General features: G+C 59.1%; 26 protein-coding genes. 9 read left to right on the forward strand and 17 right to left on the reverse strand.

Features of this window, described 5'->3' with window-relative positions:
• Positions 1 to 114: 114 nt before the first annotated feature.
• Complete coding sequence (locus AB9K37_RS07845; RefSeq protein WP_369836842.1) at positions 115 to 267, reverse strand: hypothetical protein; 153 nt, start codon at positions 265 to 267, stop codon at positions 115 to 117.
• A 163-nt stretch (positions 268 to 430) separates the two neighbouring features.
• On the opposite strand from AB9K37_RS07845, the gene AB9K37_RS07850 reads away from it, so the two are divergent.
• Positions 431 to 739, forward strand: coding sequence for an I78 family peptidase inhibitor (locus AB9K37_RS07850; protein ID WP_369836845.1), 309 nt, complete (start codon positions 431 to 433; stop codon positions 737 to 739).
• A gap of 181 nt (positions 740 to 920) precedes the next feature.
• Positions 921 to 1,256, forward strand: coding sequence for a DUF2794 domain-containing protein (locus tag AB9K37_RS07855; RefSeq protein ID WP_369836947.1), 336 nt, complete (start codon positions 921 to 923; stop codon positions 1,254 to 1,256).
• On the opposite strand, the gene AB9K37_RS07860 is transcribed toward AB9K37_RS07855, so the two are convergent.
• The 3 genes from AB9K37_RS07860 to AB9K37_RS07870 form a co-directional block, all read right to left on the reverse strand.
• Complete coding sequence (locus AB9K37_RS07860; RefSeq protein WP_369836848.1) at positions 1,243 to 2,082, reverse strand: C40 family peptidase; 840 nt, start codon at positions 2,080 to 2,082, stop codon at positions 1,243 to 1,245. The two genes, AB9K37_RS07855 and AB9K37_RS07860, sit on opposite strands and share 14 nt — an antisense overlap.
• Positions 2,079 to 3,461: a M17 family metallopeptidase gene (locus tag AB9K37_RS07865; RefSeq protein WP_369836851.1), complete on the reverse strand. Its 1,383-nt coding sequence runs from the start codon at positions 3,459 to 3,461 to the stop codon at positions 2,079 to 2,081. The genes AB9K37_RS07860 and AB9K37_RS07865 overlap by 4 nt, the downstream gene beginning before the upstream one ends.
• Before the next feature lie 69 nt (positions 3,462 to 3,530).
• Positions 3,531 to 4,160 (reverse strand): response regulator, encoded by a 630-nt coding sequence (locus AB9K37_RS07870; RefSeq protein ID WP_369836853.1) that lies wholly within the window; start codon positions 4,158 to 4,160, stop codon positions 3,531 to 3,533.
• A gap of 535 nt (positions 4,161 to 4,695) precedes the next feature.
• Between AB9K37_RS07870 and AB9K37_RS07875 the strand changes: the two genes are divergently transcribed.
• Positions 4,696 to 5,346, forward strand: coding sequence for a carbonic anhydrase (locus tag AB9K37_RS07875; RefSeq protein ID WP_369836855.1), 651 nt, complete (start codon positions 4,696 to 4,698; stop codon positions 5,344 to 5,346).
• 404 nt (positions 5,347 to 5,750) lie between these two features.
• Here the strand turns inward: AB9K37_RS07875 and AB9K37_RS07880 are convergent, their stop codons facing one another.
• The 3 genes from AB9K37_RS07880 to AB9K37_RS07890 form a co-directional block, all read right to left on the reverse strand.
• Positions 5,751 to 6,221, reverse strand: coding sequence for a hypothetical protein (locus tag AB9K37_RS07880; RefSeq protein WP_369836857.1), 471 nt, complete (start codon positions 6,219 to 6,221; stop codon positions 5,751 to 5,753).
• Positions 6,222 to 6,399: 178 nt separating this feature from the next.
• Complete coding sequence (locus tag AB9K37_RS07885; RefSeq protein ID WP_369836860.1) at positions 6,400 to 6,852, reverse strand: hypothetical protein; 453 nt, start codon at positions 6,850 to 6,852, stop codon at positions 6,400 to 6,402.
• Between the two features lie 163 nt (positions 6,853 to 7,015).
• On the reverse strand, positions 7,016 to 8,038 hold the full coding sequence (locus AB9K37_RS07890; RefSeq protein WP_369836863.1) for an aspartate-semialdehyde dehydrogenase: 1,023 nt from the start codon (positions 8,036 to 8,038) through the stop codon (positions 7,016 to 7,018).
• Positions 8,039 to 8,155: 117 nt separating this feature from the next.
• On the opposite strand from AB9K37_RS07890, the gene AB9K37_RS07895 reads away from it, so the two are divergent.
• The gene (locus AB9K37_RS07895) at positions 8,156 to 9,199 is read left to right on the forward strand and encodes a succinylglutamate desuccinylase/aspartoacylase family protein (RefSeq protein WP_369836866.1); all 1,044 of its coding nucleotides are present in this window, start codon (positions 8,156 to 8,158) and stop codon (positions 9,197 to 9,199) included.
• Positions 9,200 to 9,214: 15 nt separating this feature from the next.
• On the opposite strand, the gene AB9K37_RS07900 is transcribed toward AB9K37_RS07895, so the two are convergent.
• The gene (locus AB9K37_RS07900; RefSeq protein WP_369836868.1) at positions 9,215 to 10,441 is read right to left on the reverse strand and encodes a lytic murein transglycosylase; all 1,227 of its coding nucleotides are present in this window, start codon (positions 10,439 to 10,441) and stop codon (positions 9,215 to 9,217) included.
• A 315-nt stretch (positions 10,442 to 10,756) separates the two neighbouring features.
• On the opposite strand from AB9K37_RS07900, the gene AB9K37_RS07905 reads away from it, so the two are divergent.
• Positions 10,757 to 11,461: a glutathione S-transferase family protein gene (locus AB9K37_RS07905; RefSeq protein WP_369836871.1), complete on the forward strand. Its 705-nt coding sequence runs from the start codon at positions 10,757 to 10,759 to the stop codon at positions 11,459 to 11,461.
• On the opposite strand, the gene rnr is transcribed toward AB9K37_RS07905, so the two are convergent.
• From rnr to dapD, 7 genes are all read right to left on the reverse strand, one after another.
• Positions 11,442 to 13,697 (reverse strand): ribonuclease R, encoded by a 2,256-nt coding sequence (gene rnr / locus AB9K37_RS07910; protein ID WP_369836874.1) that lies wholly within the window; start codon positions 13,695 to 13,697, stop codon positions 11,442 to 11,444. The two genes, AB9K37_RS07905 and rnr, sit on opposite strands and share 20 nt — an antisense overlap.
• 53 nt (positions 13,698 to 13,750) lie before the next feature.
• Positions 13,751 to 14,176 (reverse strand): GNAT family N-acetyltransferase, encoded by a 426-nt coding sequence (locus AB9K37_RS07915; protein ID WP_369836877.1) that lies wholly within the window; start codon positions 14,174 to 14,176, stop codon positions 13,751 to 13,753.
• Positions 14,173 to 15,318 (reverse strand): succinyl-diaminopimelate desuccinylase, encoded by a 1,146-nt coding sequence (gene dapE, locus AB9K37_RS07920; RefSeq protein ID WP_369836880.1) that lies wholly within the window; start codon positions 15,316 to 15,318, stop codon positions 14,173 to 14,175. The genes AB9K37_RS07915 and dapE overlap by 4 nt, the downstream gene beginning before the upstream one ends.
• A 57-nt stretch (positions 15,319 to 15,375) precedes the next feature.
• Positions 15,376 to 15,711 carry a hypothetical protein gene (locus AB9K37_RS07925; RefSeq protein WP_072708474.1) on the reverse strand — a complete coding sequence of 112 codons (336 nt, stop codon included), beginning with the start codon at positions 15,709 to 15,711 and terminating at the stop codon, positions 15,376 to 15,378.
• A gap of 60 nt (positions 15,712 to 15,771) precedes the next feature.
• Positions 15,772 to 16,803 carry a sodium:calcium antiporter gene (locus AB9K37_RS07930; RefSeq protein WP_369836883.1) on the reverse strand — a complete coding sequence of 344 codons (1,032 nt, stop codon included), beginning with the start codon at positions 16,801 to 16,803 and terminating at the stop codon, positions 15,772 to 15,774.
• Between the two features lie 76 nt (positions 16,804 to 16,879).
• Positions 16,880 to 17,131 (reverse strand): GlsB/YeaQ/YmgE family stress response membrane protein, encoded by a 252-nt coding sequence (locus AB9K37_RS07935; RefSeq protein WP_369836885.1) that lies wholly within the window; start codon positions 17,129 to 17,131, stop codon positions 16,880 to 16,882.
• Positions 17,132 to 17,263: 132 nt separating this feature from the next.
• Complete coding sequence (dapD, locus tag AB9K37_RS07940; RefSeq protein WP_369836887.1) at positions 17,264 to 18,091, reverse strand: 2,3,4,5-tetrahydropyridine-2,6-dicarboxylate N-succinyltransferase; 828 nt, start codon at positions 18,089 to 18,091, stop codon at positions 17,264 to 17,266.
• A gap of 162 nt (positions 18,092 to 18,253) precedes the next feature.
• Here dapD and AB9K37_RS07945 point away from each other — a divergent pair, with 162 nt between their 5' ends.
• Complete coding sequence (locus AB9K37_RS07945; protein WP_369836890.1) at positions 18,254 to 19,066, forward strand: LOG family protein; 813 nt, start codon at positions 18,254 to 18,256, stop codon at positions 19,064 to 19,066.
• A 129-nt stretch (positions 19,067 to 19,195) separates the two neighbouring features.
• Here the strand turns inward: AB9K37_RS07945 and hemC are convergent, their stop codons facing one another.
• Positions 19,196 to 20,155, reverse strand: coding sequence for a hydroxymethylbilane synthase (hemC, locus tag AB9K37_RS07950; protein WP_369836893.1), 960 nt, complete (start codon positions 20,153 to 20,155; stop codon positions 19,196 to 19,198).
• A gap of 122 nt (positions 20,156 to 20,277) precedes the next feature.
• Between hemC and hemE the strand changes: the two genes are divergently transcribed.
• From hemE to nagA, 3 genes are read left to right on the forward strand one after another with little or no spacing between them, the layout of a single operon-like run.
• Positions 20,278 to 21,312, forward strand: coding sequence for a uroporphyrinogen decarboxylase (hemE, locus tag AB9K37_RS07955; protein WP_369836896.1), 1,035 nt, complete (start codon positions 20,278 to 20,280; stop codon positions 21,310 to 21,312).
• Positions 21,313 to 21,316: 4 nt separating this feature from the next.
• Positions 21,317 to 22,153, forward strand: a complete 837-nt coding sequence (locus AB9K37_RS07960) for a BadF/BadG/BcrA/BcrD ATPase family protein (protein ID WP_369836899.1) — start codon at positions 21,317 to 21,319, stop codon at positions 22,151 to 22,153.
• Positions 22,150 to 23,259 carry an N-acetylglucosamine-6-phosphate deacetylase gene (nagA, locus tag AB9K37_RS07965; protein WP_369836902.1) on the forward strand — a complete coding sequence of 370 codons (1,110 nt, stop codon included), beginning with the start codon at positions 22,150 to 22,152 and terminating at the stop codon, positions 23,257 to 23,259. The genes AB9K37_RS07960 and nagA overlap by 4 nt, the downstream gene beginning before the upstream one ends.
• A gap of 78 nt (positions 23,260 to 23,337) precedes the next feature.
• Here nagA and hemF read toward each other — a convergent pair whose 3' ends face one another.
• Positions 23,338 to 24,231: an oxygen-dependent coproporphyrinogen oxidase gene (gene hemF, locus AB9K37_RS07970; protein WP_369836905.1), complete on the reverse strand. Its 894-nt coding sequence runs from the start codon at positions 24,229 to 24,231 to the stop codon at positions 23,338 to 23,340.
• Positions 24,232 to 24,302: the final 71 nt, after the last annotated feature.

The raw sequence follows: 24,302 nt of genomic DNA on the forward strand, positions 1-24,302 counted from the left end.
AAACCGCCAGCCGCTACATGATGGTCGAGGCATTCGCTCAGATCGACAACGAGGAGACAGACCCAATTCTCAGCATAAAAGCCGCCTGATCATGACCTCAGGCCACCCGACAAATTACACCACCTTGACGGACGTGACCCAGTAGGCCAATGCAGCCTCTTTCGAAATATCCGTGGGTATCGCATAGGTCTCTCCGGCGCGAAAAACCGGCTCGAGCATGACCCAAACGGCATCAGAATCTTGGGGGGTGGCGGGTCGGATAAGCACAGCAGTTTCCTTCTCGGGCAAGGGACGCCTGCCTCATGCCATAGCGGTCGTGGCCTCCTCTGACAATTCCATGTCAGTTTTTCTTATCATTTGCAGAGAAGTTGACTTAGTGTCCCCGCGGGCACCGCTGCCACGCGTGCCCCAATGATATTCTGGAGGGGACATGAGAACCGCAGCCTTTTTGATTGCAGTCGCTTTGATCAGTTCTTGCGCGAAAACAAAAGACATCGCCGAAGACGTGGTCGGCGTCAGCGAACCATGGGAAGAAACGAAGACCATCGCGGATACTTGCGGTTCGGAAAAATTGCAGCACCTTCTGGGGCAGAACATCAGCGAATTCGACTCGGCTGCGCATACCGGACCCGTTCGTGTTCTGGGGGTCAACGATATCTACACCGAGGACTACCGCCCCGAGCGCCTAAACATCTTTGTGGATGGGAACGGCACGGTGGTGAACCTGTACTGCCAGTGAGCAATGGACCCCGGTGCAGCGGGCCCTCGTGGGGGCTTAGGCCCACCGCACCGGGTTAGCGCATCGCTGATACCAAACCTGTCAGTCGGTTGTGGAACCGGATGGGCAAGATCACGGCATTTTCGCGACAAACCCGCTCGATTTTCTTGATTTGCGTGAACCAAGGCGCAAATCTGTTGGAATGAACATACAAACGCCTTCTCATCTGACGGGCGGTACAGAACGCGTCGCGTTCGATCGTCTTGAGTTATCCGTGATTCTATCCTTGTACGGACGCATGGTCGCTGCCGGAGAATGGCGCGACTATGGTCTGTCGATGCTAAAGGATGTCGCCGTTTTTTCCGTGTTCCGGCGCACCGCAGAGCACCCCCTTTACCGGATCGAAAAGCGGCCAAAGCTTCGTCACCGCCAAGGCATGTACGCCGTCATCGGCATGGATGGGCAGATCCTGAAGCGCGGCCAGGATCTGCGCGTGGTCCTGCGCGTTTTGGAGAAAAAGCTGATCAGGTCGGTCTAGTGATCCGTCGCATCTTGGTTACGGGCCCATCTCCGGCCGCACCAATGCGAAAGATCGCAGCATCCAAAGGCTCATATGCCACAGACATCGTGTGAGCATTTGCATGGATCAGCACTTCGGCATCCACCATCATGGCCACATGCCCCTTCCAGAAGACCAGATCGCCGCGCTGTAGCGCCGTGGCTGATGGCAACTCTGCCCCCAGTTCATCGGCCTGCATATCGCTGTCTCCGGGACAAGCAATCCCGCAAGCAAGACACGCCGCCTGCACCAGCCCGGAACAATCGATCCCCCAACTCGAATTACCTCCCCATAGGTAAGGCACGCCAAAGAACTGCTGCGCCACTGTTGCCGGATCCCGAAGAGGCGCATTGAAGGCTCGCAAGTGCTGGCGCGGAACATACCATCCTTCGACAGTCTCAAAAAAATCACCTTCGGCACCAACGATGCGCAACCGGCTGCTATGAGAGAGACTCAGGATTTCGGGCGATTTCAAATCAGGCTTGGAATAAGCATGGGTCGCAAGTGCGCTCACGACCTGATTGACCTCGACCGGATCACCAAGCGCTTCGGCTGGAAGGTAGCCCACATACCCGTCCGCCCGCGCCTGCACAAAGGCCCAACCGTCTTTTTCCTCGATCACCAGCATCTCTGCACCGTACAGAGCCTGCCGGTCACGGGCGCCAGCGGGCGCCGCACAGATGTCGACAACAGCGGAAATCACGCGTTTTGGGGTCCCGCCCACAAAGCGTTCAGCATCGACCTGCCCACGCAAAGAATTCAGCGCGACACGGGCATTAGCGGGCGTTCTGCGGCGATCACTCACAGATCTAGCACCTTGTGCAGAGCCATAAATAGCGCGCGGGCGCCCTGCTGAACGCCCCCCTTGGGCCGCGCAGGTTGCGGGGTCGGGTTCCAGCCGTAGATGTCGAAATGAGCATACCGTCCTGCGCCCGCAAAACGGCGCAGGAAAAGGGCAGCAGTGATGGACCCGGCAAAGCCGCCGGACGGGGCATTGTCCAGATCGGCAATTCCCGGCTCGATCATCGGCTCGTAGGGCTCATGAAACGGCATCTGCCAGACGGGGTCCGCCATCTTTGGACCTGCTGCCATCAGCGCCTGCGCGAGCGCCGCATCATCGGTGTAAAACGGCGCGATGTCGGGACCGACGGCCACACGTGCCGCCCCTGTCAGGGTCGCCATGGTCAACATCAAATCGGGGGTTTCCTCGGCCCCATATGCCAACGCATCAGCTAGGACCAAACGCCCCTCGGCGTCGGTATTGTTGATTTCGACGGTCATTCCATTGCGAGCTGTCAGAATATCGCCGGGACGGAAACTGTTCCCCGATACGTTGTTCTCGACCGCGGGAATCAGGACACGCAGACGCACTTGCCAGCCGGACGCCATGATAATCTGCGCCAGACCCAGAACGGTCGCCGATCCACCCATGTCCTTTTTCATCAAGCCCATAGAGCTGCCGGGCTTCAGGTTCAGACCACCCGTGTCAAAGCACACGCCCTTGCCCACCAAGGTCAGGGTCGGGCCAGAATCGCCCCAGCGCATATCAATCAGGCGCGGCTCTTGTTCGGCGGCACGGCCAACCGCGTGGATCATGGGGAAGTTCTGTTCCAGCAGTGCCTCGCCCAAGGTAACGTCAATTGAGGCGCCATGGGCGTCGGCCAGTTCTCGAGCTGCGTTCTCCAGTTGCGCGGGGCCCATGTCGGCGGCAGGGGTGTTGATAAGCGTGCGAGTTAGCGCTTCGGCATTAGCCAGAACTTCGACGCGGGCGGCATCTACGCCCTCGGGCGCGACCAGTTGCGCCCCCAGCGAAGCCTGCGATTTGTAGCGGTCAAACCGATATCCGGTCAGCAACCAACCCAAGGTCTCTTGCTCCAGCATCTCGGCCGGGATACCGCCTGCCAAGGCAAAGGTCAGCGGCGGCAGGGCAGGCACAGCGGCGGCCAAAGCAAAACGGCCACGGGCGCGATTGGCAGAAGTGCCGTAACCGACCAGAGCGCCTGCAGGTGCTCCATCCGCCCCCGGCAGCACCAAGGACTGACCAATTGCGCCAGAAAAAACAGACGCCCGAACCCATGCGGCATGGGCGGGCGTCAATGTCTCGATAAAGCTATCCAGATCATCGGCCCCAACCACGTGAAGTGGCAGAGCGTCGGTGGTCTGCTGCGCGAATTGCAATGTCATTGCGGCCTCCTGACTGCGGTCTTGCCGCGCAGCCTAGCGTGCCGCGCGGTGACCGCAAGGCCGACCGGATCACAACTTGCGCTGGTTGGCCCAGAGTGCCGCTTGGGTGCGGTTATCCACGCCAATCTTGGAGTAGATCGAGCGCAGGTGCATCTTTACGGTGGTCTCGCTCAGACCCAACTCGTTGGCCACGTCCTTGTTCGAGCGGCCTTCGGCGACCAGCAAGAGAACGTCACTCTCACGCGAGGACAGGTTCTCGATACGGGGCTTCTTGGGCTCTGCTTTACGGGTAAAGAATTCCGCAGGCAGGAAGGTTTCCCCCATCAGCAGGAACCGGATCGCGTTGGCGAACGCTTCGGCGCGGCTGGTTTTGGGAATGTAGCCTTTGGCGCCCATCGCCATTGCGTCGTAAATTGCCTCACGGGGCAGATCAGACGAAATCAACGCGGTCGGGGTGTTTTCCGAACGTTCCAGCACCTGCGACAGACCAGACAAACCAGACACACCCGGCAGGTTGTAGTCCAGCAAGATGAGATCATAATGGTGCTCTTCGATCAAACCGAGGGCGATTTCCAAATCGGGGGCAGTGTCGACTTGTGCTTCGAGCGCTGCATTAAAGTAACGCATCAACACGTCGAGGATGAGTTGATGATCGTCGATCATCAGGATGCGTTTTGACCCTGCGTTCTCTGCAATCATAGGTCTGTTCACTCCACTTCAATGAGCCTGCCGAGCAAGCCCTTACTTTGGTTTGGTCGAACGCGTGTGCGAATGACCCACATAGGTGTCCGCGGCGCGGACGACATACACCACATGGTGCAAGTCAATTGACTTCGGAGCGCATGAAACAGATCATCGACCGTAGCCAGTGTCACCTTCCCCCGAAAGGCCGCACTGGCTAAGGGCGACTACGATCCAGATGCCGTGATGATGACACCAATGGGACCGTTTCGCCTGTTGTGAGGTAATCGATCAGGTGCGCCCGATACCCAACGAACGCGAGATTAAATCAAAGAATGGCTGCGTAAATCGCCCGCATACCATTTAAACCCTCTGGTATACCTTTGTGTCTGGCGAGAAACCTTAGTATAATTCTAGCTTACATATCGTGACGCCGTTTTTCGCGTTCATCTCCCGCAAAACCGTTATTTCTATACAGAACAGTTGTTTAATTCCCCTCGCCAATTGGGATATACAGCGCTAATTTTGCGTAAAATGCGTCGGAGGATCTCTTATGAAATTTGCGAAGCCGCTGCCTTCCTACCTGCTGCAGCGCTATCACGGGTGGCACGCGACGACTTATTCCGAGAATCAGGCGTGGTATCGCCGGCTCGCGGACGAAGGTCAGCGCCCGCGCGCTATGGTCATTTCGTGCTGTGATTCTCGTGTGCACGTGACCTCGATCTTTGGTGCGGATACCGGCGAATTCTTTATCCATCGCAACATCGCAAACTTGGTCCCCCCGTATGAGCCCGATGGCCTCCAGCACGGGACATCTGCGACCGTGGAATATGCGGTCACGGCGCTCAAGGTCGCGCACTTGATCGTTTTGGGTCATTCAAACTGCGGCGGTGTTGCGGGCTGCATGAGCATGTGCAGCGGTCATGCTCCCGAGTTGGACGAGAAGACCAGCTTTGTCGGACGGTGGATGGACATCCTGCGTCCCGGCTATGCGGAGATCGAGAATATTCAGGGCGAGCAAGAGCGCCTGCGCGCGCTCGAGAAAAAAGCGGTCTGCGTATCGCTAGAGAACCTCATGACGTTCCCGTTCATCGAAACCGCAGTCAAAGAAGGCACTCTGTCGCTACACGGTCTGTGGACTGACATCGGCGAGGGCTCTTTGGAATGCTACGATCCTGCGACCGATCGGTTCTCGAAGGTCTGACCCAAGACTGAACCACGGCACAAAATCTCTGTGTGGGCCCGAAGGTCCGTTTCAAACAGCCGCTCTATTTCGGAGCGGCTGACTTTTTTCCGAACAGGCTCTTCCAAGGGCTCCGCAGCGATAGACGAGGACGAAAGCCTGCGCGCGGCAAGAAAATGTCCGAGTGTAAACATTGAGAGGCCTCCGTCCGAAGTGTGTGCACTTAGTCTACTGACGAAGCGCGCCACTCGCCCGACTGCCCTATGGGTGGAAACCTGATGGATTCGGACGCCCACACCGTCTTTTTGAGTAGACGCCTCTACGCCTGCGCACTGCGGCGTGGACCTGTCTCAACGGGAATCGGATGAAACGAATCGAAAAAGGCGCGGTGAATACCGCGCCTGGAACTCGAAATATATGAATTATTATTGGGTGGTCACGACGTTGTCTTGGTCAGTGACACGGGCAATCACGAAGCACTCACCATATCCGTCAAGCAATGAAGCATTACAGATATCAAGCGCGACCTTGTCGCTGATTTCAAACCCAGAGAAGTCCTGAGCCAAGCCAGTCACAACTTCGGGGTTCTGGATGCTACAGTCGTTCGAAGTGCCTGCGGGCAGTGCGGGAACCGCCATCGATGCGTAGCCCTCAGTGTCGGCGGCCCAATCGATGATGTCGGCTTTGTCGTTCTCGCAAACATTCTCAATAACGGTCAGGTGACGTGCTTCGGGGAACATCGAGCCGTCAGTCGCGACATCAACCATAGGCGAGTCGGGACCATGGTATTGAACAGGGTTATCTGTTGATTCAATCAACTGCTCTTCGGACGCGGCAAAGCCGGCGATGGGCAGCAGGGCAATAGTCGAAGTCACTACGAAGGTCTTGAAAGTCATAACTAATTCCTCTCGGTCATTTCTGGGCACCCAACGTCGAGCGCCCAGAAAACGTTCCGAGACAAACTTACAAAAACCCGAGTCTCGCGGCTCTGTGATCAACCGTGAGTTACAGGTGTAACTCCTAGACTTTCTCTAAGCGCCTGTGAGATTGGCACAAATCAAGCTATGCAGACCCTTATTCGCGACCGTCCGCAACCCGCGCAATGAGAAAACATTCTCCGTATCCATCCAGTCTTTTGGCTTCGCATCGGGCCAGTGCTGTGGCATCCGCATCTTCTTGCGACGCAAATCCGTCGGCGAACCCACCGCGCAGGTTCGGATTGACGATCTGACAGTCTGTTTCGATGTCTTCTGGCAGTGATGGCACGGCAACCGCGCCGAAACCGTGGGTGCCAGCAGCCCAGTCCAGAATGCGCTCTCGGTCATTCGCACAGACACCTTCGGGCAGTACCACGTAGCGCCCGCCAAGCACGGCAGCATCCGGGGCATAGACGGTTGCCTTCATCTGATAGGGGTTGCCGTACTGGTAGGCATTCCCTGTCGAGGCGATAAATTCTTTTTCTCCGGCCAAAGCAAACGACCAACTAACAACCAACGCCAAAGGCGCAACCATACAAAGTTTGAGCATGGGGTTTCCAAACATTCTGATGATGAAAATGCCGCTCTAGTATGGTTGGGATCGCACTTGGGGGACAACCTCAGGAAAAATTACATATTGGTCCGCAAAATGAAAAAACGCGCCCCGTTCGGAGCGCGCCTTGTACGTTCTATTCAGCGATGTAGGGCTGAAATCAGCCCTTCTTCAGGCAACGCTTGCCCAGAGTTTCGGCGATCTGAACTGCGTTCAGGGCCGCGCCCTTGCGCAGGTTGTCCGAAACGCACCACAGGTTCAGACCGTTTTCAACGGTCACGTCCTGACGGATGCGGCTGATAAAGGTTGCATAATCACCCACGCACTCGACCGGCGTGACATAGCCACCGGGCTCGCGCTTGTCGATCACCATGATACCGGGTGCCTCGCGCAGGATGTCGCGCGCTTCGTCTTCGTCTAGGAACTCTTCGGTTTCGATGTTGATCGATTCCGAGTGGCCAACAAACACAGGAACGCGGACGCAGGTTGCAGTGACCTTGATCGACGGATCGACGATCTTCTTGGTCTCGACAATCATCTTCCACTCTTCCTTGGTATCGCCGCTGTCCATGAACACGTCGATCTGCGGAATGCAGTTAAAGGCGATCTGCTTGGGGTAGACCTTCGGCTCCTTTTCCTGACCGGGGACATACATGCCCTTGGTCTGGTCCCACAGCTCGTCGATCGCGTCTTTGCCGCTGCCAGATACCGACTGGTAGGTGCTGACGACAACGCGCTTAATCTTGGCGCGGTCATGCAGGGGCTTCAGCGCGACAACCATCTGCGCGGTCGAGCAGTTGGGGTTCGCGATGATGTTCTTGTTCTTGTAGTTATCGACGGCCTCGGGGTTCACTTCCGGAACGACCAGCGGGATCTCGGGGTCGTAGCGGTAGAGCGAGGAGTTATCGATCACGACGCAACCAGCTGCCGCCGCGATGGGCGCATACTTCTTGGTGGCCTCAGAACCGACGGCGAACAGAGCGATGTCCCAGCCAGAGAAATCGAAGGTATCGAGATCCTGGGTGGTCACGGTCTTGTCGCCAAAGCTTACTTCAGTGCCGAGGCTGCGGCGGCTTGCCAGCGCCGCCAACTCATCGACAGGGAACTGGCGTTCCACCAGAATATTCAGCATTTCGCGGCCCACATTGCCCGTGGCGCCAGCGACGACGACCTTATAGCCCATATCAGGGTCCTCCGTTACAGTACGGCGGGCGGTGTACTCTATCCTGTGGCTGTCGAAAAGGGCTTCACCCTTTGGATTCTTCGTGAAAGAGATGTAACACGCTAGAAAGTTGCAGATATGACCCGCCGTAAGCCCTTTGAAATCGCCGGACGCAGCATCCCGCCCGGACTTCGTGCAACCGTTGACCTTCCTGTCACCGTCCAATCCGATCACACACCGGTCAATCTGTCTGTGCATGTGATTCACGGCAGCAGACCCGGGCCGACCATGTTCGTCAGTGCGGGCGTCCACGGAGACGAGGTGATTGGCGTGGAAATCGTGCGGCGTTTGCTGCGTGTGCCTTCGTTGAACCGTCTGGCGGGCACCCTTCTCGTGGTGCCGATCGTAAACTCGTTCGGCTTCCTCAGTCACTCGCGCTACCTGCCGGACCGGCGCGATCTGAACCGCAGTTTTCCGGGCCATCCGACAGGGTCACTGGCCAGCCGTCTGGCCCATATCTTTTTGAACGATGTGGTTCTGCGGGCCGATCTGGGGATCGACTTGCATTCGGCTGCGGTGCACCGCACCAACCTGCCCCAAATCCGGATCTCGCCCGGCAACGATCGCTTGATGGACCTCGCCAAGAGCTTTGGCGCGCCGGTGATCATGACTTCGAAACTTCGGGACGGATCGCTGCGCGGCGTCGCGAAAGAGCGCGGCGTGGACATCCTGCTGTATGAGGCCGGCGAAGGACTACGGTTTGACGAGATGGCCGTGCGCACCGGCGTTGCAGGGATTCTGCGCGTCATGCGCGACCTGGGAATGATCGCAAGGAAGGGCGTACCTACGGTCAAGGCGCAACCCATGCTGTCGCTGGGATCAAGCTGGACCCGTGCGCCGATGGGCGGCCTGATGCGGACCTTCAAACGGCGCGGTGAAGTGGTGAACGAAGGCGATATTCTGGGACTGATCTCGGACCCGTTTGGTGAAATGGAATCCGAAATCTTGGCAGAAAGCAGCGGGATCATTGTAGGCCGCGCAGTCATGCCCGTGGTGAACGAAGGTGATGCGATCTACCACATCGCTCAGATCAAACGCATGGAACAGGCGGGCGAAACCGTCGAACAGATGGAGGCTGAATTGCTAGAAGCCCCCATGTTCGACGAAGACGAAATCATCTAAATCCGCGCCGTCGTCCTATCGCAGCCGCTCTAGCAAGCGGAGCGAGGGGTATCCGTCCGGTGTCAGTCCTTTGGCAACCTGATAGGCTCTTACTGCATCAATCGTGTTGGGTCCGATGCGGCCATCGACGCCCTTGGTTGTGAAACCAGCGCGCGTCAAGCGATCTTGCAGCTCCTTGCGCTCGTCAAAGGTCAAAGCGCGATCCCCGCGCGGCCAATTGGCTTTGATCGGTCCCTCTCCGCGCAGGCGGTCGCCCAAATGACCAACACCGATGACATAAGCGTCCGCCGTGTTGTAGCGCTCGAGCACCTCGAAGTTCTTGAAAATCATGAAGGCCGCACCTTCGGCGCCAGCGGGCAACAGAATTGATGCCGAGCCGAAGTCACGAATTGGTACGCCCTTGGTGTCGGTGACCCCGAGACGGGCCCAATCCGACGGCATCCGCAGGATGCTTCTGTCAGCCAATGTATAGTCGAAGCCGTCGGGCAAAATGACTTCTACGCCCCAAGGCATCCCGGTCACCCATCCGAACTTGGACAAATAGGCAGCGGTCGAAGCCAAAGCATCCGTAGGATCATCACTCCAGATATCCCGCCGCCCATCGCCGTTGTGATCAACGGCATAATCCAGGTAGCTTGTGGGAATGAACTGGGTGTGCCCCATCGCCCCTGCCCAAGAGCCTTTCATATTGCGCGCCGACACGTCGCCACTTTGCAAAATCTGAAGCGCTGCAATCAACTGTTGCTCGAAAAAGGCTCCGCGGCGGCCGTCAAATGCCAAAGTCGAAAGCGCGCTGACAATATCGGTATCACCTCGGTACGAGCCATAGGCACTTTCGAGTCCCCAAATGGCAGCGACGATCTCTTTCTCCACGCCATACTGCTTTTCGATCGCGTTCAGCGTGCTCGCATTCTGCTGCAAGGCGGCCTTGCCGTTCCGAACGCGCGCGTCGGACACCGCGCTATCCAGATAGTCCCAAAGGGTCTTGGTAAACTCGGATTGATTTCGATCGCGGCGCACGACATCTGGCAGGTACTTGGCGCCAGAAAATGCTTTTTGCAGCGTGGCTTCGCTGATCCCCTGCGACAGGGCACGGCCGCGAAACCCACTCACCCAAGCGGCATAGCCGGACTCTGCTGCTATTTCGGTCACCTGTGGCACCTCTGACTGTTGGGCCAAAGCAGGTCGCAGCTTGGGCCGGATTGCCGAAGCAGCATAAACCTTGCTTTCAATAACTGCCACAGAAGGCGCATCTCCTGCCCCTAGATCATGGGCTAGTTCACTGGCTGCCACAGCAGTTGCGCAACACGCCGTGCTGATCAGGATAAATATCCTGCATGGGGTCATTTGTGATACCTGCTCTTATCTTTGATATTGCAAAGGCTAACGCACACATACCGCCCGACAACCTGACAGCCCCTGTTTCCCTAGGAAATGGCAGTGTTTTGCGCATTACAAGCGAATAGCGCGGCATTTCGCCGAAAGTGCCAGACGGATCCCTGTGGTTTGAAAATCCTGTGATAGCTTTGCCCAAGATATTTCAACCAGAACACGCCAATGATCACGCTTCTGACATTCCCCGCAGGGCTGCATGAACCTTCCCTCAGCCCCTTTTGCACCAAAATGATCTATCTGCTGAACATGTCGGGTCAGGCATGGGCACATAAGAGCGTTTCAAACCCGTCACGGATGCCGCACGGCAAGCTGCCCGTGGCACTGTGGAATGATGTGACGATTGCAGACAGTCACCTTATTCAGGCCGCGCTCGAGCGGGCTGGCACCGATTTTTACCCCAATTGCGCGCCCGAGGCGCGTGCCAAAGGGCAGGCCATCATGCGGATGATCGAAGATTGGCCCTATCACGCGCTCGTTTACGACCGCTGGATCCACGAGGACGGTTGGGCGATATTCCGGGCCGCTTTCTTTGCGGGTATGCCGGCAATGTTGCGTCACCCCGTAGGAGACACAATCCGCAAAGGCGTTCGGCGCGGATTGGAACGCCACGGCATTGCGCGCTGCACCGACGCGGAACGCATGGCGCTCGTGGGACGCGACTTGGCCGCATTGGCAGAGTTTTTGGGGGAACGCCCGTTCGTTCTGGGGAACACTGCCACGGCTGTGGATGCGGCATGTCTGGCTGTTTTGGGGGCGATCCGCAATTTACCGATGGAAACACCCCTGCGCCACCGCATCCGGTCCGACAAGCGAATCATGCTCTATCTGGACCGGTGCGATCAGGCTTTCATTTCCGCTTACGCTTGACCTTGCGTTCAATCCGGTCGCGCTTGCGCTTTTCCTTCACCATCTTGCGCTTGGCCGGGCCCCTTGCAGGGCGCTGCTTGCCGCGGGGCAAGGCTTTGCCTTCGATCTCTAGCAATTCCAGCGTCAGACCACCGGTCACGGCAACCGCTTCGGCGATGCGAACGGTGACGCGCTGGCCCAGACCAATCAACAGACCGGTTTCGGACCCCATCAGGGTCTGGCTTTCTGCATCGTGGTGGAAGAATTCACGCCCCAGCGTACGGATCGGCAAGAGCCCGTCTGCGCCGGTTTCGTCCAGCTTCACAAAGGCCCCGAACCGCGCGATCCCGCTGATCCGGCCAGTCATCTCTGCGCCCACCCGCTCTGACAGATAGGCCGCCAGATAGCGGTCAGTCGTGTCCCGCTCGGCCATCATGGACCGGCGCTCAGTGTCCGAGATATGCTTGGCTGTGGTTTCCAGTCGCTCGATATCCTCGGGCGACAGACCATCATCCCCCCACTTGTGCGCCGAGATCAGACCGCGGTGCACGATCAGGTCCGCATAACGGCGAATAGGCGAGGTGAAGTGCGCGTACCGCATCAGCGCCAGACCAAAGTGCCCGAAGTTGTCCGCGCAGTAATAGGCCTGAGTCATCGCCCGCAGGGTGGACAGATTGATTAGTTCAGCCTCGTCACTACCCGCCGCATCATTCAGCAGTTTATTCAGGTGGCGCGTCTGCAGCACCTGCCCCTTGGCCAGCGTATAACCTGACTCGCTCGCGACCTCACGCAGGGACTCCAGTTTGTCTGCCGGCGGCTCTTCATGCACGCGGTACAGCAGCGGCGTGCGCTTTTTTTCCAGCGTTTCGGCGGCGCAGACGTTGGCCAGCACCATCATCTCTTCGATCAGCTTGTGCGCGTCCAGACGCTCTTTCATCGTGATCGAGGCGACCTTGCCGTCATCCCCCAGCTCCACCCGACGCTCCGGCAGGTCAAGTTCCAACGGCTGACGATCCTTGCGGGCCTCGACCAGCGCGGCATAGGCATCGAACAGCGGATGAATCACATCATCCATCAGCGGCGCGGTCTTGTCGTCCGGATTGCCATCGCGGCCAGCCTGCGCCTGCTCATACGTGAGAGAGGCCGCCGACTGCATCATCCCGCGCACAAAGCGGTGGCCGATCTTCTTGCCGTGGGCATCAATCCGGATTTCGCAGGCAATCACAGCGCGCGGCACCCCTTCGTGCAGCGAACACAGGTCACCCGACAGACGGTCTGGTAGCATTGGCACCACGCGATCGGGGAAGTAGCTGGAGTTGCCACGCTTGCGCGCTTCGTTATCCAGATAAGATCCGGGCTGAACGTAATGGGACACATCCGCAATCGCGACCCACAGGACGAAGCCGCCCTCGTTATTTGGGTCTTCGTCGCGGTACGCCCAAACGGCGTCATCGTGGTCGCGCGCATCCGCAGGGTCGATCGTAACCAAGGGCATGTCGCGCATGTCCTCGCGACCCTTCATACCCGCAGGTTTCATGTTGTCAGCTTCGGCAATCACCTTGTCAGGGAAGGCATCGGGAATCCCGTGATGGTGGATCGCGATCAGGGACACGGCGCGCGGCGCGCTTGGGTCGCCAAGGCGTTCTACAATCCGCGCTTTGGGCAAGCCCATCCGGTGCTTGGGTCCAGCGGTTTCCGCCTCAACCAGCTCGCCATCCTTGGCGCCGCCGGTCAGACCTGCGGGCACGATCCATTCCTTGTCCGAGCCTTTGTCGATGGGCACGATCCGGCCCCCTTCGGAGCCTTCGCGGTAGACCCCTAGCATCCGCTGCGGGTTCGCGCCGATCTTGCGGATCAGACGCGCTTCGTAATGGTAATCCTGATCCTTGACCGCCTGCAGCTTGCCCAGAATGCGGTCCCCTTCGCCGAGGGCAGGGTCGGTCTGGCGTTTGATGTACAGGATGCGCGGCTCCACCCCTTCGCCATGCCATTCCAAGGGCTTGGCAAACTGGTCACCGTCGATATCGGGGGCGTGCATCATCAGCACACTGACGGGCGGCAGACTATCAGGATCGCGATAGGATTTCTTGCGCTTTTCCAGATGCCCCTCGTCCTCAAGCTCGCGCAGCAACAGCTTGAGTTCAATACGCGCAGCCCCTTTGATGCCAAAGGCTTTGGCAATGTCACGCTTGTTGGCTTGGGTCGGGTTCGCTTCGATCCAGTTCAGGATGTCAGCTTTTGTGGGCATCTGCTTCATACCTTCGCCCCTATCACAGGCAAAAGGCGCCGTCATTCACAAAGCGAGAGCCCTTATCGTAGGGGCCTGCGCATCAAGAGGTGCGGAATTCCCGCATCCTCGAATTCATCGCCTTCGGCCACGTAGCCCAGTTTTTCGTAGAAGCCGAGCGCACTGGTCTGCGCGGTCAGGATGGTTTCCTTGACCTCGGGCAGCTTCTTCATCTCCTTCTCGCACGCCCGAACAAGCGCCGCGCCAAGGCCGGTGCCCCGAGCCTCTTTCAGCACTGCAACACGCCCGATTTTACCCGCGCTGCCCTGCAAAACGATACGCGCGGTGCCGACGGGACGGCCGTTCTTGGTCGCCAGAAGGTGCCGCGCGACCATGTCATAGTCGTCATGCTCAATCTCAGCGGGGACGCCCTGTTCGTCAACGAACACGGTGAACCGGATCGCCATGCAGGCATCCAGATCATCGGTCGGGGTAATCTTGTAACTCATGCAAAATAGTCCGTCAGGATGCGGGTGTAGATGTCCTTGAGCTGGCGAATTTGCTCGACCACCACGTATTCATCAACTTGGTGCATCGAGGTACCAACCAGCCCGCATTCCACCACAGGACAGTGGTTTTTGACAAAGCGCGCGTCAGATGTCCCGCCAGAGGTCGAGAGTTCCGGGGTTTTGCACGTTACGGCCTCTACCGCGCTGACGATCATCTGACTAAAGGCGCCCGGTTCGGTGACAAAGCTGTCGCCCGAGATGTTGGTGGTCATTTGGACGTCGACCCCGAACTCTACGGCGACTTTGTCCGCCTCTGCCCGCATCCACGCAATCAGACTGTCGCCTGTGTGCGCGTCGTTAAAGCGGATGTTGACCGTGGATTTCACCTGATTTGGGATCACGTTCGTCGCAGCATTGCCCGTGTCGATCGTCGTTATCTGCAGGCTCGAAGGATCGAAGTGATCGGTCCCCTCGTCCAGCGTGTGACTGGCAAGGCGATCCATCAGGCGTACCATAGGCGCCATCGGCGTTTTCGCGCGATGGGGATAGGCGACATGCCCCTGCTGGCCGATGATGGTAAACTTGGCTGTCAGCGACCCGCGGCGACCGATCTTGATCATCTCGCCCATTTCATTCTGGCAAGTCGGCTCGCCCACCAGACAGTCAGTCATGCGCTCGCCCTGCGCGTCCATCCAGTCCAGCAAGGCAACAGTGCCGTCCCGCGCCGGACCTTCTTCGTCACCGGTGACTGTCAGGATCACTGCGCCGTCGGGCTTTTGGGTTTGGACGAAATCCACTGCGGCAGCGGCAAAGGCCGCCACGCCCGATTTCATGTCACAAGCGCCGCGGCCGTACATGTTCGGGCCTTTGATTTCGGCACCAAAGGGATCGACGGTCCAGTCGGCCACATCGCCCACGGGCACCACATCCGTGTGCCCGTTGAACCCCAGCGCTTTCGCCGCGCCTTTGGCACCCCAACGGGCAAAAAGGTTTGGCGTCCCGTTCCGGTCCACCCGCGTGCACTCAAAGCCCGCATCTCCCAGCACACCAGCCAGCAGTTCCAGTGCACCACCTTCTTCGGGGGTGACCGAGGGGCAGCGGATCAGGTTTGCGGTCAGGTCGACAGGGCAGGTGTCAGTCATAGGTGGCTCCTTTGCTTCGGGGCCACTTTTATCGAAATCCGAACAGGATGACAGGGGTCAGTCGTAATAGGGGTCCATCTGCGCGATGATCACAGAGTTCTCGGCCAACGCGCGTTCCATCAACTCGCGCTCTTCATCGCCGATCTCGTGGCCCTGCTTTTCTCGCTCTTCCAGCGTGCCGTAGCCGGTCACATCCAGCGGGGCCATGTCGGCCTGCTTCAGGATGGCGACGGTTTCACGAACCGCCTCAGCCTCGTCTACGCCGCTGGCATAGCACATAAGGCCCGCGCCGGTGGCGTTCTTGGGCAGGCCGTCGCCCTTTTTCCTGCCCAGCTCGATCACCAGCGTGTAGACCTGCTGCTTCTTGCGGGGTTTTTCGCTTTTCTCGGACATATCGGCCTCTGGATAACTGGACGGCCTGTCGATGGGGCGCGGCGGGCGCGAAGTCAAGCCTTAGCGGGCTGTGACCTCGACCGCAACGGCGGTGGCGTAGACTGCCATCATGAGCACACTCTCGATCCCGATCTTCGCAGGGCCCTTGCGTTGACGCAGGATTAGTCCCCCGAGCAGAACCGCAGTCATCAACATGCCAGTGGCCAACCAATACAGATCGCTCATCCCCACCGCGTGGTAGAGCGAACCGTCGCGATAGGCCACATCAGAGAACACAAGGAACAGCGTATCAAATGTGTTGCCGCCGATGATCCCACCCACCGCGAGCTGGAGCGCCCCGCGGCGCACGGCGACCAACGTCGTCACAAACTCGGGCAGAGACGTCACGACTGCCGTCACAAGTGAGCCAACCAAGGACGACGACAGTCCAAAGCGTTCGATAAATTCACCGCCCACCTGCGAAATCACGAAGCCGCAGGCACCCATGATCGCCACCAGCACAACGAATACGGCGATGGGTTTAGATGCGGACTTGCCTGCCTCGTGCTCGCTCTCGGGTTCATCATGGCGGGTTTCGCGGGTTTCCACTGGCTTCCACATGGGGTTATCGCTGACATCCCCAGCGATACGGACACCCCAAACATACGCCAGAAACAGCGCGATAGAGGCCGGATGCACGCCGAAATAGGCGATATCCGGTCCCGACATGGCCGCAATGGGCAAGGACAGCAGGATCAGAAGCAGGACCGCCTGGAACAGGTTCGCAGGTTCTGCGGCAGCGTGCTCTAGATTGGCGCGCTTGTGCAGTAGGTCCGCGATCGCCAAGAAAAGCGTCTGCGCCGCGATCCCCCCGACCGCGTTCGAAAACGCGAAACTGGCATCCCCGCTATAAGCCCCCGTTACAGAGACAACGACGCCCGACAAGGACGTGGCCCCACCAAGGATCAACGCACCCACCATCGCCTCGCCCAAGGCGGTGCGGTCGGCGATAATATCGGCCAATTCGGTGGCTTTGATCGACACGACGACAACGACAAACGCAGCAATCGCAAAGACAGAAAACAAAAGCGGGGTTAAGAGATCAGCAAACATAAGGAGTTAACACAGACAAAGGCCGGCAGTTCCCGTGGAACGCCGGCCCAAGTCGATTATTTGGCAATGCGCCCTATCAGGCGGTTTTCACAGCGCGGACCAATGCAATCAGGATGCATGCACCGATGATGCCCACGATCAGCTGTCCAATGATGCCGCCAAGTGTGCCACCGAACACGACCATCAGAACCGCGTTCAGAACAATCGCACCGACGATACCCAGAACAATATTCAGGATCAGACCTGTTTTTGCGTTCATCAGGTTTTCAGCAATCCAACCTGCCAAAGCGCCGACAATAATTGCTGCAAGCCAACCAAGACCAGCCATATCCATTCTCCTTAAAAGCGAAACAACTACTGCTGGCTCAAGTCCTACTCGGAGAAATAGTTCCCATAGAAATAAGGGCGGCCCGCAGTGGACCGCCCTATCAAAGTTCACGAAACCGCGAGGTTTCTCTGATCAGTCACGCAGCAGTTCGTTGATGCCGGTCTTGCTGCGGGTCTTTTCGTCCACGCGCTTCACGATGACCGCGCAATACAGGTTGATGCCGTTCTTCGAAGGCATCGAACCCGAAACGACAACCGAGTACGGGGGCACTTCGCCGTACATGACTTCGCCGGTTTCGCGGTCAACGATCTTGGTCGATTTGCCGATGTAAACGCCCATGCCCAGAACCGAGCCTTCGCGGACGATACAGCCTTCGACGACCTCGGAACGCGCACCGATAAAGCAGTTGTCCTCGATGATAGTCGGGCCCGCCTGCATGGGTTCCAGCACGCCGCCGATGCCGACGCCGCCGGACAGGTGCACGTTCTTGCCGATCTGAGCGCAGGACCCGACGGTCGCCCAAGTGTCGACCATGGTGCCTTCGTCAACGTAAGCGCCAAGGTTCACGAACGACGGCATCAGAACAACGCCGGGCGCGATAAAGGCCGACTTGCGCACAACGCAGTTGGGCACGGCGCGGAAGCCAGCGGCCTTCCACTGGGTCTCGTCCCAGCCTTTGAACTTGCTATCGACTTTGTCCCACCAGCCACTGTCCTGCGGACCACCGGTCTGGATTTCCATGTCCTTGATGCGGAAGCCAAGCAGAACGGCCTTTTTCGCCCACTGGTTCACGTGCCAGTCGCCGCTTTCGGTTTTCTCGGCGACGCGCAGGCTGCCGCTGTCCAGAGCGTTCAGCGTGTCTTCGATCGCTTCGCGGGTCTCGCCGGTGGTGGCGGGGGTGATCTGGTCGCGGTTTTCCCACGCTGCCTCGATGGCGGCTTCCAGCTGCGCGTTGGACATTGGCAGGCTCCTTAGCAAGTGTTTGGCTGTTTCAAAACTTGCGGGCTTTTAGCCTGATAATCGGTCACTGTGAACGGGAAATACACATGTTTGACAAGCCCGACTGGCAAAGCTGATGGGAAACACTTAGCTCTTAAAGAACAGATCCCTATCGGAGCCATTATGAAAGACCATCGACAGAACCCGCTGCCCGACGCCGAACGCGACATTCGCCTGGCCGAAGGCGTGCCCCGCACACCGCAAACTCTGTCCCCTTCGTACCAGTTGGCCTTCCACGATCTGGACTTTCTAAAACAGGACGAACTGCGCCCCGTGCGGTTGCAGCTGGAGCTTCTGAAGCCCGAGTTGATCCTGAACGAACAGAATGTACAGTCGACCGTCGTCATGTTTGGCGGCGCACGCATTCCCAGCCCCGAGCGCCGCGATATGGCCCGCAGCCCCGCCATGGCAGAGCTGTCGCACTACTATGACGAGGCACGCGAGTTTGCCCGCCTGATGACCGAGGAATCGCTGAAAACCGGCGGCACCGAGAATGTCGTCGCAACCGGTGGCGGCCCCGGTGTGATGGAAGCTGGCAACCTAGGGGCCATTGATGCGGGTGGCCGGTCCATCGGCTTCAACATCGTATTGCCCCACGAGCAGGCGCCCAACCCCTATGTGACGCCCGAACTCAGCTTCAACTTCCACTACTTTGCTATCCGCAAGATGCATTTCCTGATGCGCGCCCGCGCCATCACGATCTTCCCCGGTGGCTTCGGGACGTTGGATGAATTGTTCGAAACCCTGACCCTGATCCAGACCAAGCGGATGAACCCCGTGCCGATTCTACTGTTCGGTCGCGAATTCTGGGAGAGCATCGTGAACTGGGACGCACTCAAGAACGCGGGCACTATCGCGCCCGAAGATCTGGACCTGTTCCACTATGTCGAAACCGCACAAGAGGCGATCGACTTGATCAAGGCGTCCGAAGCATAAGCTCCTGCGCAACATTCCCCCGGCGGAGACATCGGCACGGTTCAGTGCCGCTCCGCGGGGGTATTTTCACCAAGAAAGAGGCTGCTGATCCAGAAATAATGCGTGCGGCCTTGGCCGCACTCCGCTGGGTTACGCTTTGAAGTCGAAGAAGCCTTCTCCCGCTCTTTCAAGAAGCCTTGCCGCCATTTCGGAGCCCAATTTGGCCGCTTCGCTGGCGGGGGCAGTCGCCTCGTCTGTCAGGCTTTCCGATCCATCGGGGCGCAATATTTCGGCGCGCAGACGGACCATGCCGTCCTTCAGTTCGGCCAGACCCGCAATCGGGGTCTCGCACGATCCATCCAAGCCCGCGAGCAAGGACCGTTCTGCCGCCATCATGATCGTCGTGTCCGCATGGTGGATCGCGGCCAACATCTGGCCCGCCATATCGTCATCCGCGCGGCGCTCGATGCAGATGGTGCCTTGGGCGATTGCGGGCAGCATGTCCTCTTCGGAAATGGGCGAGGTTGCGACGCTGTCCATCCCCAGACGGTTCAGGCCCGCCATGGCAAGGAAGGTGCAGTCGGCCACGCCATCCGCCAGCTTTTTCAGACGGGTTTGAACGTTGCCGCGGAATTCCACGACGGTCAGATCAGGGCGCTTGTTCAACAGCTGCGCGCGGCGGCGCAGGCTGGATGTGCCGACAACAGCGCCAGAGGGCAGGTCCGCGATGCTGTCCACGTTCGATGAAATGAATGCGTCGCGGTGGTCTTCGCGGGGCAGGAAACAGTCCACGATCAGCCCCTCGGGCTGTAGAACCGGCATGTCCTTGGTCGAGTGGACGGCGATGTCGATGCCGCCGGACAGCATGGCTTCTTCGATCTCTTTGGTGAATAGACCCTTGTTGCCGATCTCTTTCAGCGGGCGGTCCGCGTCGATCATGGCGCGGTTGTCACCGGTCGTCTTGATCACCACGATCTCGAACGCTGCCTCGGGCAGATCGAACGCGGCCATGAGACGGGCGCGGGTTTCTACGGCTTGTGCCAGCGCGAGCGGGCTGCCTCGGGTGCCGATTTTCAGCGGCTGATCGGGGGTCGGAAGCATCTGTGTCATGGCGCAATCGATAGCTTGCCCTTGATGCCCAACGCAAGCGCGATACGTTGCGCCACACCGCCAAGACCTTGACACAGGGTCGCAGACAAGGGACCAACCGTTCAAAGAGAACAGAGGACATCATGGCCGAAACCAAACCGCTGCTGCGTGCCCTGTCGGGCGAGACCCTGCCCACACCGCCGATCTGGATGATGCGTCAGGCAGGCCGCTATCTGCCCGAATACCGCGCCACCCGCGCCGAAGCAGGCGATTTCCTGTCCCTGTGCTACAACAGCGATCTGGCGACCGAGGTGACCTTGCAGCCCATCCGTCGCTACGGTTTCGACGCTGCGATCCTGTTCGCCGACATTTTGCTGATCCCCGATGCGCTGGGGGCTGATCTGTGGTTCGTGACCGGCGAAGGCCCGCGTCTGTCCACAATCACAACCGAAGAAGATTTCGCAAAGCTTAAAGGCGCGGACGACATCCACGACCATCTGGCCCCGATCTACCAGACCGTCAGCAACCTGTCCTCTGCTCTGCCCAAAGAGGTCGCGTTGATTGGCTTTGCCGGTGCGCCTTGGACCGTGGCCACCTACATGATCGCGGGCCGCGGCACCAAGGACCAAGGTCCGGCGCACACGCTCATGCAGGAAAACACCCCTCTGTTCGAGGCGCTAATCGACCGTCTGACCGACTCGACCATCGAATACCTGTCTGCGCAGATCCGAGCGGGCGCCGAGTGTGTAAAGCTGTTCGACAGCTGGGCCGGATCGCTGAAGGGCGAGGCATTCGACAAATACGCCTTGGCTCCCGCCAAGAAAATCATCAGCGAAATCAAGGACCGTCACCCCGGTGTGCCCGTGATCGCCTTCCCGCGTGAAGCGGGCGACAAGTATATCGGCTTTGCCAAGGAAACTGGCGCGAACTGCGTGGCACTGGACAACTCGGTCAGCCCCGAATGGGCGGCAGAGAACGTGCAGGTCGATGGCTGCGTTCAGGGCAACTTGGCGTCCTCGCACATGGTGACCGGTGGTCAGGCGCTGGTGGATGAGACCCGGCACATTGTGCAGACTTTCAAGAACGGGCCGCACATCTTCAACTTGGGCCACGGGATCACCCCGGACGCGAACCCCGACAACGTCCAGCTGATGATCGACACCGTCCGCGAAAGCTAAGGCATTGACCGCGCCGATCCTGATTGCAGTGGACGGCGGCGGCACCGGTTCGCGCTATGCCATGCGGCGTGGCGCGGACCATTCCGAGGCTGCTGCCGGCCCCGCGAATGTCTCGAGTGACTTTGACGGCGCGCTGGCGAACCTGCGTTCGGGCCTAGAAAAACTAGGGCTTTCTTCGGGCGAAATGCAGGATGCGCGCATCTGCATGGGGCTTGCTGGCGTTTTGGACGAGGCAGACGCAGCGCGGGTCCTGCACGCACTCTCCCTACCCTATCTCAGAATTCTCGATGACCGCGCGATTGCTTTGCGTGGGGCGTTCAGTCGTTCTGGCGCAGGCTGCGTCGCTGGGGTCGGCACGGGGTCCTACCTTGGCATTTTAGCAGGCGGCAAAGCGCGCTTTGCAGGTGGCTGGGGCCTTGCCTTGGGTGACGAGGCAAGCGGCGCTTGGATCGGACGAGAGGCGTTGCGTGCTGCGCTCTTTGCCTCCGAAGGGGCGGAGTCCTCTGCGCTGACAGAGCACCTTTTGACCACACCGCCATCGGGGTTGATCCGGCTGGCGGCAGATGCCGCCCCGCACCGGTTGGGCCAATTTGCACCAGAGGTTGTCGCGTTCGCGCAGCAAGGTGATCCAATTGCTGTCGCGATTTTAAAGGCAGGCGCAACCTATCTAGAAACCGGCTTGTGTCGTTTAGGTTGGAAAGAGAGTGTGCCGCTGGTTCTGACGGGCGGTCTCGGACCAGTTTATGCGGACTATCTGCCAGCAAAGATGCAGGCGACTCTCCAGAAACCAGAAGGCTCCGCACTGGATGGTGCCTTCCTCTACGCGGCTGAAATTGCATGATTTTATCTGGGGCACGGATTTTCGACGGGGTTAAGCTGCACGAGGGTTTCAGCCTTGCCCATCACCAAGGGCGGATCGCCGGACTGACAGAGCGGCAGGGTACCGATTTGGGCGGCGGTATCTTGTGCCCGGGCTATGTCGACCTACAGGTGAACGGTGGCGGCGGCGCAATGTTCAACGAAGCACCCACGGTCGAGACGCTGCGGGCGATGGCAGAAGCCCATCTGAACCTTGGGGCAACCTCTATTTTGCCGACACTGATCACCGCCCCGATCGAGACCTTTCAGGCCGCCGTCAACGCTATCGCGCAGGCACGCAACGAGGGGATCAAAAGCATCGTCGGTTTGCATCTCGAAGGTCCGCATCTGGGCCGCGCAGGCGCGCATTCCGAAGCCCTGTTGCGACCGATGACAGACACTGACGTGGACCTCTATTGCCATGCCGCACGGGTGGTGGGCTGCATGAAGGTGACCCTCGCGCCGGAGATGGCATCTGACAGTCAAATCAGTAGGTTACACGAATCTGGAGTGATCGTTTCCTTGGGTCACACCAATGCTACATTTGACCGCTGCCGCGTCGCTTCGAAGGCGGGTGCGACGGTGGTGACTCATCTGTTCAATGCGATGACGGGTCTGCATCACCGCGAGCCTGGCTGTGTCGGCGCGGCGCTGTCCGATCCTAGGCTTTCTGCGGGGCTAATCGCGGACAAGGAACATGTGCATCCGGGGCTGCTGGCGATGGTCTGGCGGGCCAAGGCGGGGACTGATCGGCTGTTTTTGGTGAGCGATGCCATGGCGGTCGCGGGCACGGGACAAACGGAATTTACCCTTAATGGACGTAGGGTTATCCGAAATCAGGGGCGCCTGACCTTAGCAGACGGGACACTCGCGGGGGCCGATTTGAACCTGTCGGCGGCGGTGCGCAATATGGCTGCAGCCGGTGTGCCTTTGATCGATGCATTGGCCATGGCCACACGTATTCCTGCGGACATTATAGGGCGCGATGATCTGGGGCGGATCGAGATGGGACGCCCCGCAGATTTGATCCATTTGAGTGACGATCTGACGCTTCAAGGCGTCTGGCGAGGCGGGCAAAGGATCCTCTGACCCTACCAAAAACAGTGTCTGGTTCGCGTATGGCTGACGTATGGCTTACGTACATACGTCAGCGCATGACGCGATCCATTAGACCCACTTGGCCAGAGGCGGCAGGCTCATCAAAACGGCGTTCGCATCGTGGCCGGTTTCGAGGCCGAATTTCGTCCCCCGATCGTAGACCAGATTGTATTCCGCATAGAGCCCGCGGTGCACCAATTGAGTGTCCTTGTCCGCGTCGGTCCATTCGGTGTCGCGGCGCTTTTCCACCAGCGGGAGGTAGGCGGGCAAGAAGGCCTTGCCGATATCTTGGGTCAGGGTGAAATCCGATTCCCAATCACCGCTGCACTGGTCATCCATAAAGATTCCGCCAACGCCGCGCGCGCGCTTGCGGTGGGGGACGTAGAAATATTCATCCGCCCATGCCTTGAGCTTGGGGTACCAGTCGGCCCCGTGGGGGTCGAGGTGCGCCTTTTGCGTGTCGTGGAAATGCTGGGTGTCCTCGGCGTATTCAATGCAGGGGTTCAGGTCGGACCCGCCCCCGAACCACCACGCATGGGGCGTCCAGAACATGCGGGTGTTCATGTGAACCGCAGGGGCGTGCGGGTTCTGCATGTGCGCGACCAAGGAGATGCCCGAAGCCCAGAAGCGCGGGTCCTCTTTCATGCCGGGGATGCCCTTGCGCGCGGCCATGGCCATCTGCGCCCGTTCGCCCAAGGTGCCGTAGACGGTCGAGATGTTTACGCCGACCTTTTCAAAAACGCGGCCCCCGCGCATCACGGACATCAGGCCGCCGCCCGCGTCCGAGCCATCGTCAGCGGTGCGCGAGGTCGGGGTCACTTCGAACCGGCCTGCGGGCATGCTGTCCGAAAGAGGGCCCGTATGACTGTCCTCGAGCCCTTCGAACGCGGCGACGATCTGGTCGCGCAATTCTTTGAACCACGCGGATGCACGTTCGCGTTCGGTGACGAGTTCTTCGGTCATTGGCCCCTCCGTTCGTTCGTTGGGAAATGGCTAGCAGGTGGACGGGAGACTGACCAGAGGGACGCGATGCA

The organism is Donghicola sp. XS_ASV15 (assembly GCF_041224595.1).
Classification (GTDB): Bacteria; Pseudomonadota; Alphaproteobacteria; order Rhodobacterales; family Rhodobacteraceae; genus Donghicola.

Excerpts from the sequence above, each read along its gene's own strand:
- AB9K37_RS07850 (WP_369836845.1), top strand. The coding sequence starts at position 431 with ATGAGAACCGCAGCCTTTTTGATTGCAGTCGCTTTGATCAGTTCTTGC.
- AB9K37_RS07855 (WP_369836947.1), top strand. The coding sequence starts at position 921 with ATGAACATACAAACGCCTTCTCATCTGACGGGCGGTACAGAACGCGTC.
- AB9K37_RS07865 (WP_369836851.1), bottom strand. The coding sequence starts at position 3,461 with ATGACATTGCAATTCGCGCAGCAGACCACCGACGCTCTGCCACTTCAC.
- AB9K37_RS07870 (WP_369836853.1), bottom strand. The coding sequence starts at position 4,160 with ATGATTGCAGAGAACGCAGGGTCAAAACGCATCCTGATGATCGACGAT.
- AB9K37_RS07875 (WP_369836855.1), top strand. The coding sequence starts at position 4,696 with ATGAAATTTGCGAAGCCGCTGCCTTCCTACCTGCTGCAGCGCTATCAC.
- AB9K37_RS07880 (WP_369836857.1), bottom strand. The coding sequence starts at position 6,221 with ATGACTTTCAAGACCTTCGTAGTGACTTCGACTATTGCCCTGCTGCCC.
- AB9K37_RS07885 (WP_369836860.1), bottom strand. The coding sequence starts at position 6,852 with ATGCTCAAACTTTGTATGGTTGCGCCTTTGGCGTTGGTTGTTAGTTGG.
- AB9K37_RS07890 (WP_369836863.1), bottom strand. The coding sequence starts at position 8,038 with ATGGGCTATAAGGTCGTCGTCGCTGGCGCCACGGGCAATGTGGGCCGC.
- AB9K37_RS07895 (WP_369836866.1), top strand. The coding sequence starts at position 8,156 with ATGACCCGCCGTAAGCCCTTTGAAATCGCCGGACGCAGCATCCCGCCC.
- AB9K37_RS07905 (WP_369836871.1), top strand. The coding sequence starts at position 10,757 with ATGATCACGCTTCTGACATTCCCCGCAGGGCTGCATGAACCTTCCCTC.
- rnr (WP_369836874.1), bottom strand. The coding sequence starts at position 13,697 with ATGAAGCAGATGCCCACAAAAGCTGACATCCTGAACTGGATCGAAGCG.
- AB9K37_RS07915 (WP_369836877.1), bottom strand. The coding sequence starts at position 14,176 with ATGAGTTACAAGATTACCCCGACCGATGATCTGGATGCCTGCATGGCG.
- dapE (WP_369836880.1), bottom strand. The coding sequence starts at position 15,318 with ATGACTGACACCTGCCCTGTCGACCTGACCGCAAACCTGATCCGCTGC.
- AB9K37_RS07925 (WP_072708474.1), bottom strand. The coding sequence starts at position 15,711 with ATGTCCGAGAAAAGCGAAAAACCCCGCAAGAAGCAGCAGGTCTACACG.
- AB9K37_RS07930 (WP_369836883.1), bottom strand. The coding sequence starts at position 16,803 with ATGTTTGCTGATCTCTTAACCCCGCTTTTGTTTTCTGTCTTTGCGATT.
- AB9K37_RS07935 (WP_369836885.1), bottom strand. The coding sequence starts at position 17,131 with ATGGCTGGTCTTGGTTGGCTTGCAGCAATTATTGTCGGCGCTTTGGCA.
- dapD (WP_369836887.1), bottom strand. The coding sequence starts at position 18,091 with ATGTCCAACGCGCAGCTGGAAGCCGCCATCGAGGCAGCGTGGGAAAAC.
- AB9K37_RS07945 (WP_369836890.1), top strand. The coding sequence starts at position 18,254 with ATGAAAGACCATCGACAGAACCCGCTGCCCGACGCCGAACGCGACATT.
- hemC (WP_369836893.1), bottom strand. The coding sequence starts at position 20,155 with ATGACACAGATGCTTCCGACCCCCGATCAGCCGCTGAAAATCGGCACC.
- hemE (WP_369836896.1), top strand. The coding sequence starts at position 20,278 with ATGGCCGAAACCAAACCGCTGCTGCGTGCCCTGTCGGGCGAGACCCTG.
- nagA (WP_369836902.1), top strand. The coding sequence starts at position 22,150 with ATGATTTTATCTGGGGCACGGATTTTCGACGGGGTTAAGCTGCACGAG.
- hemF (WP_369836905.1), bottom strand. The coding sequence starts at position 24,231 with ATGACCGAAGAACTCGTCACCGAACGCGAACGTGCATCCGCGTGGTTC.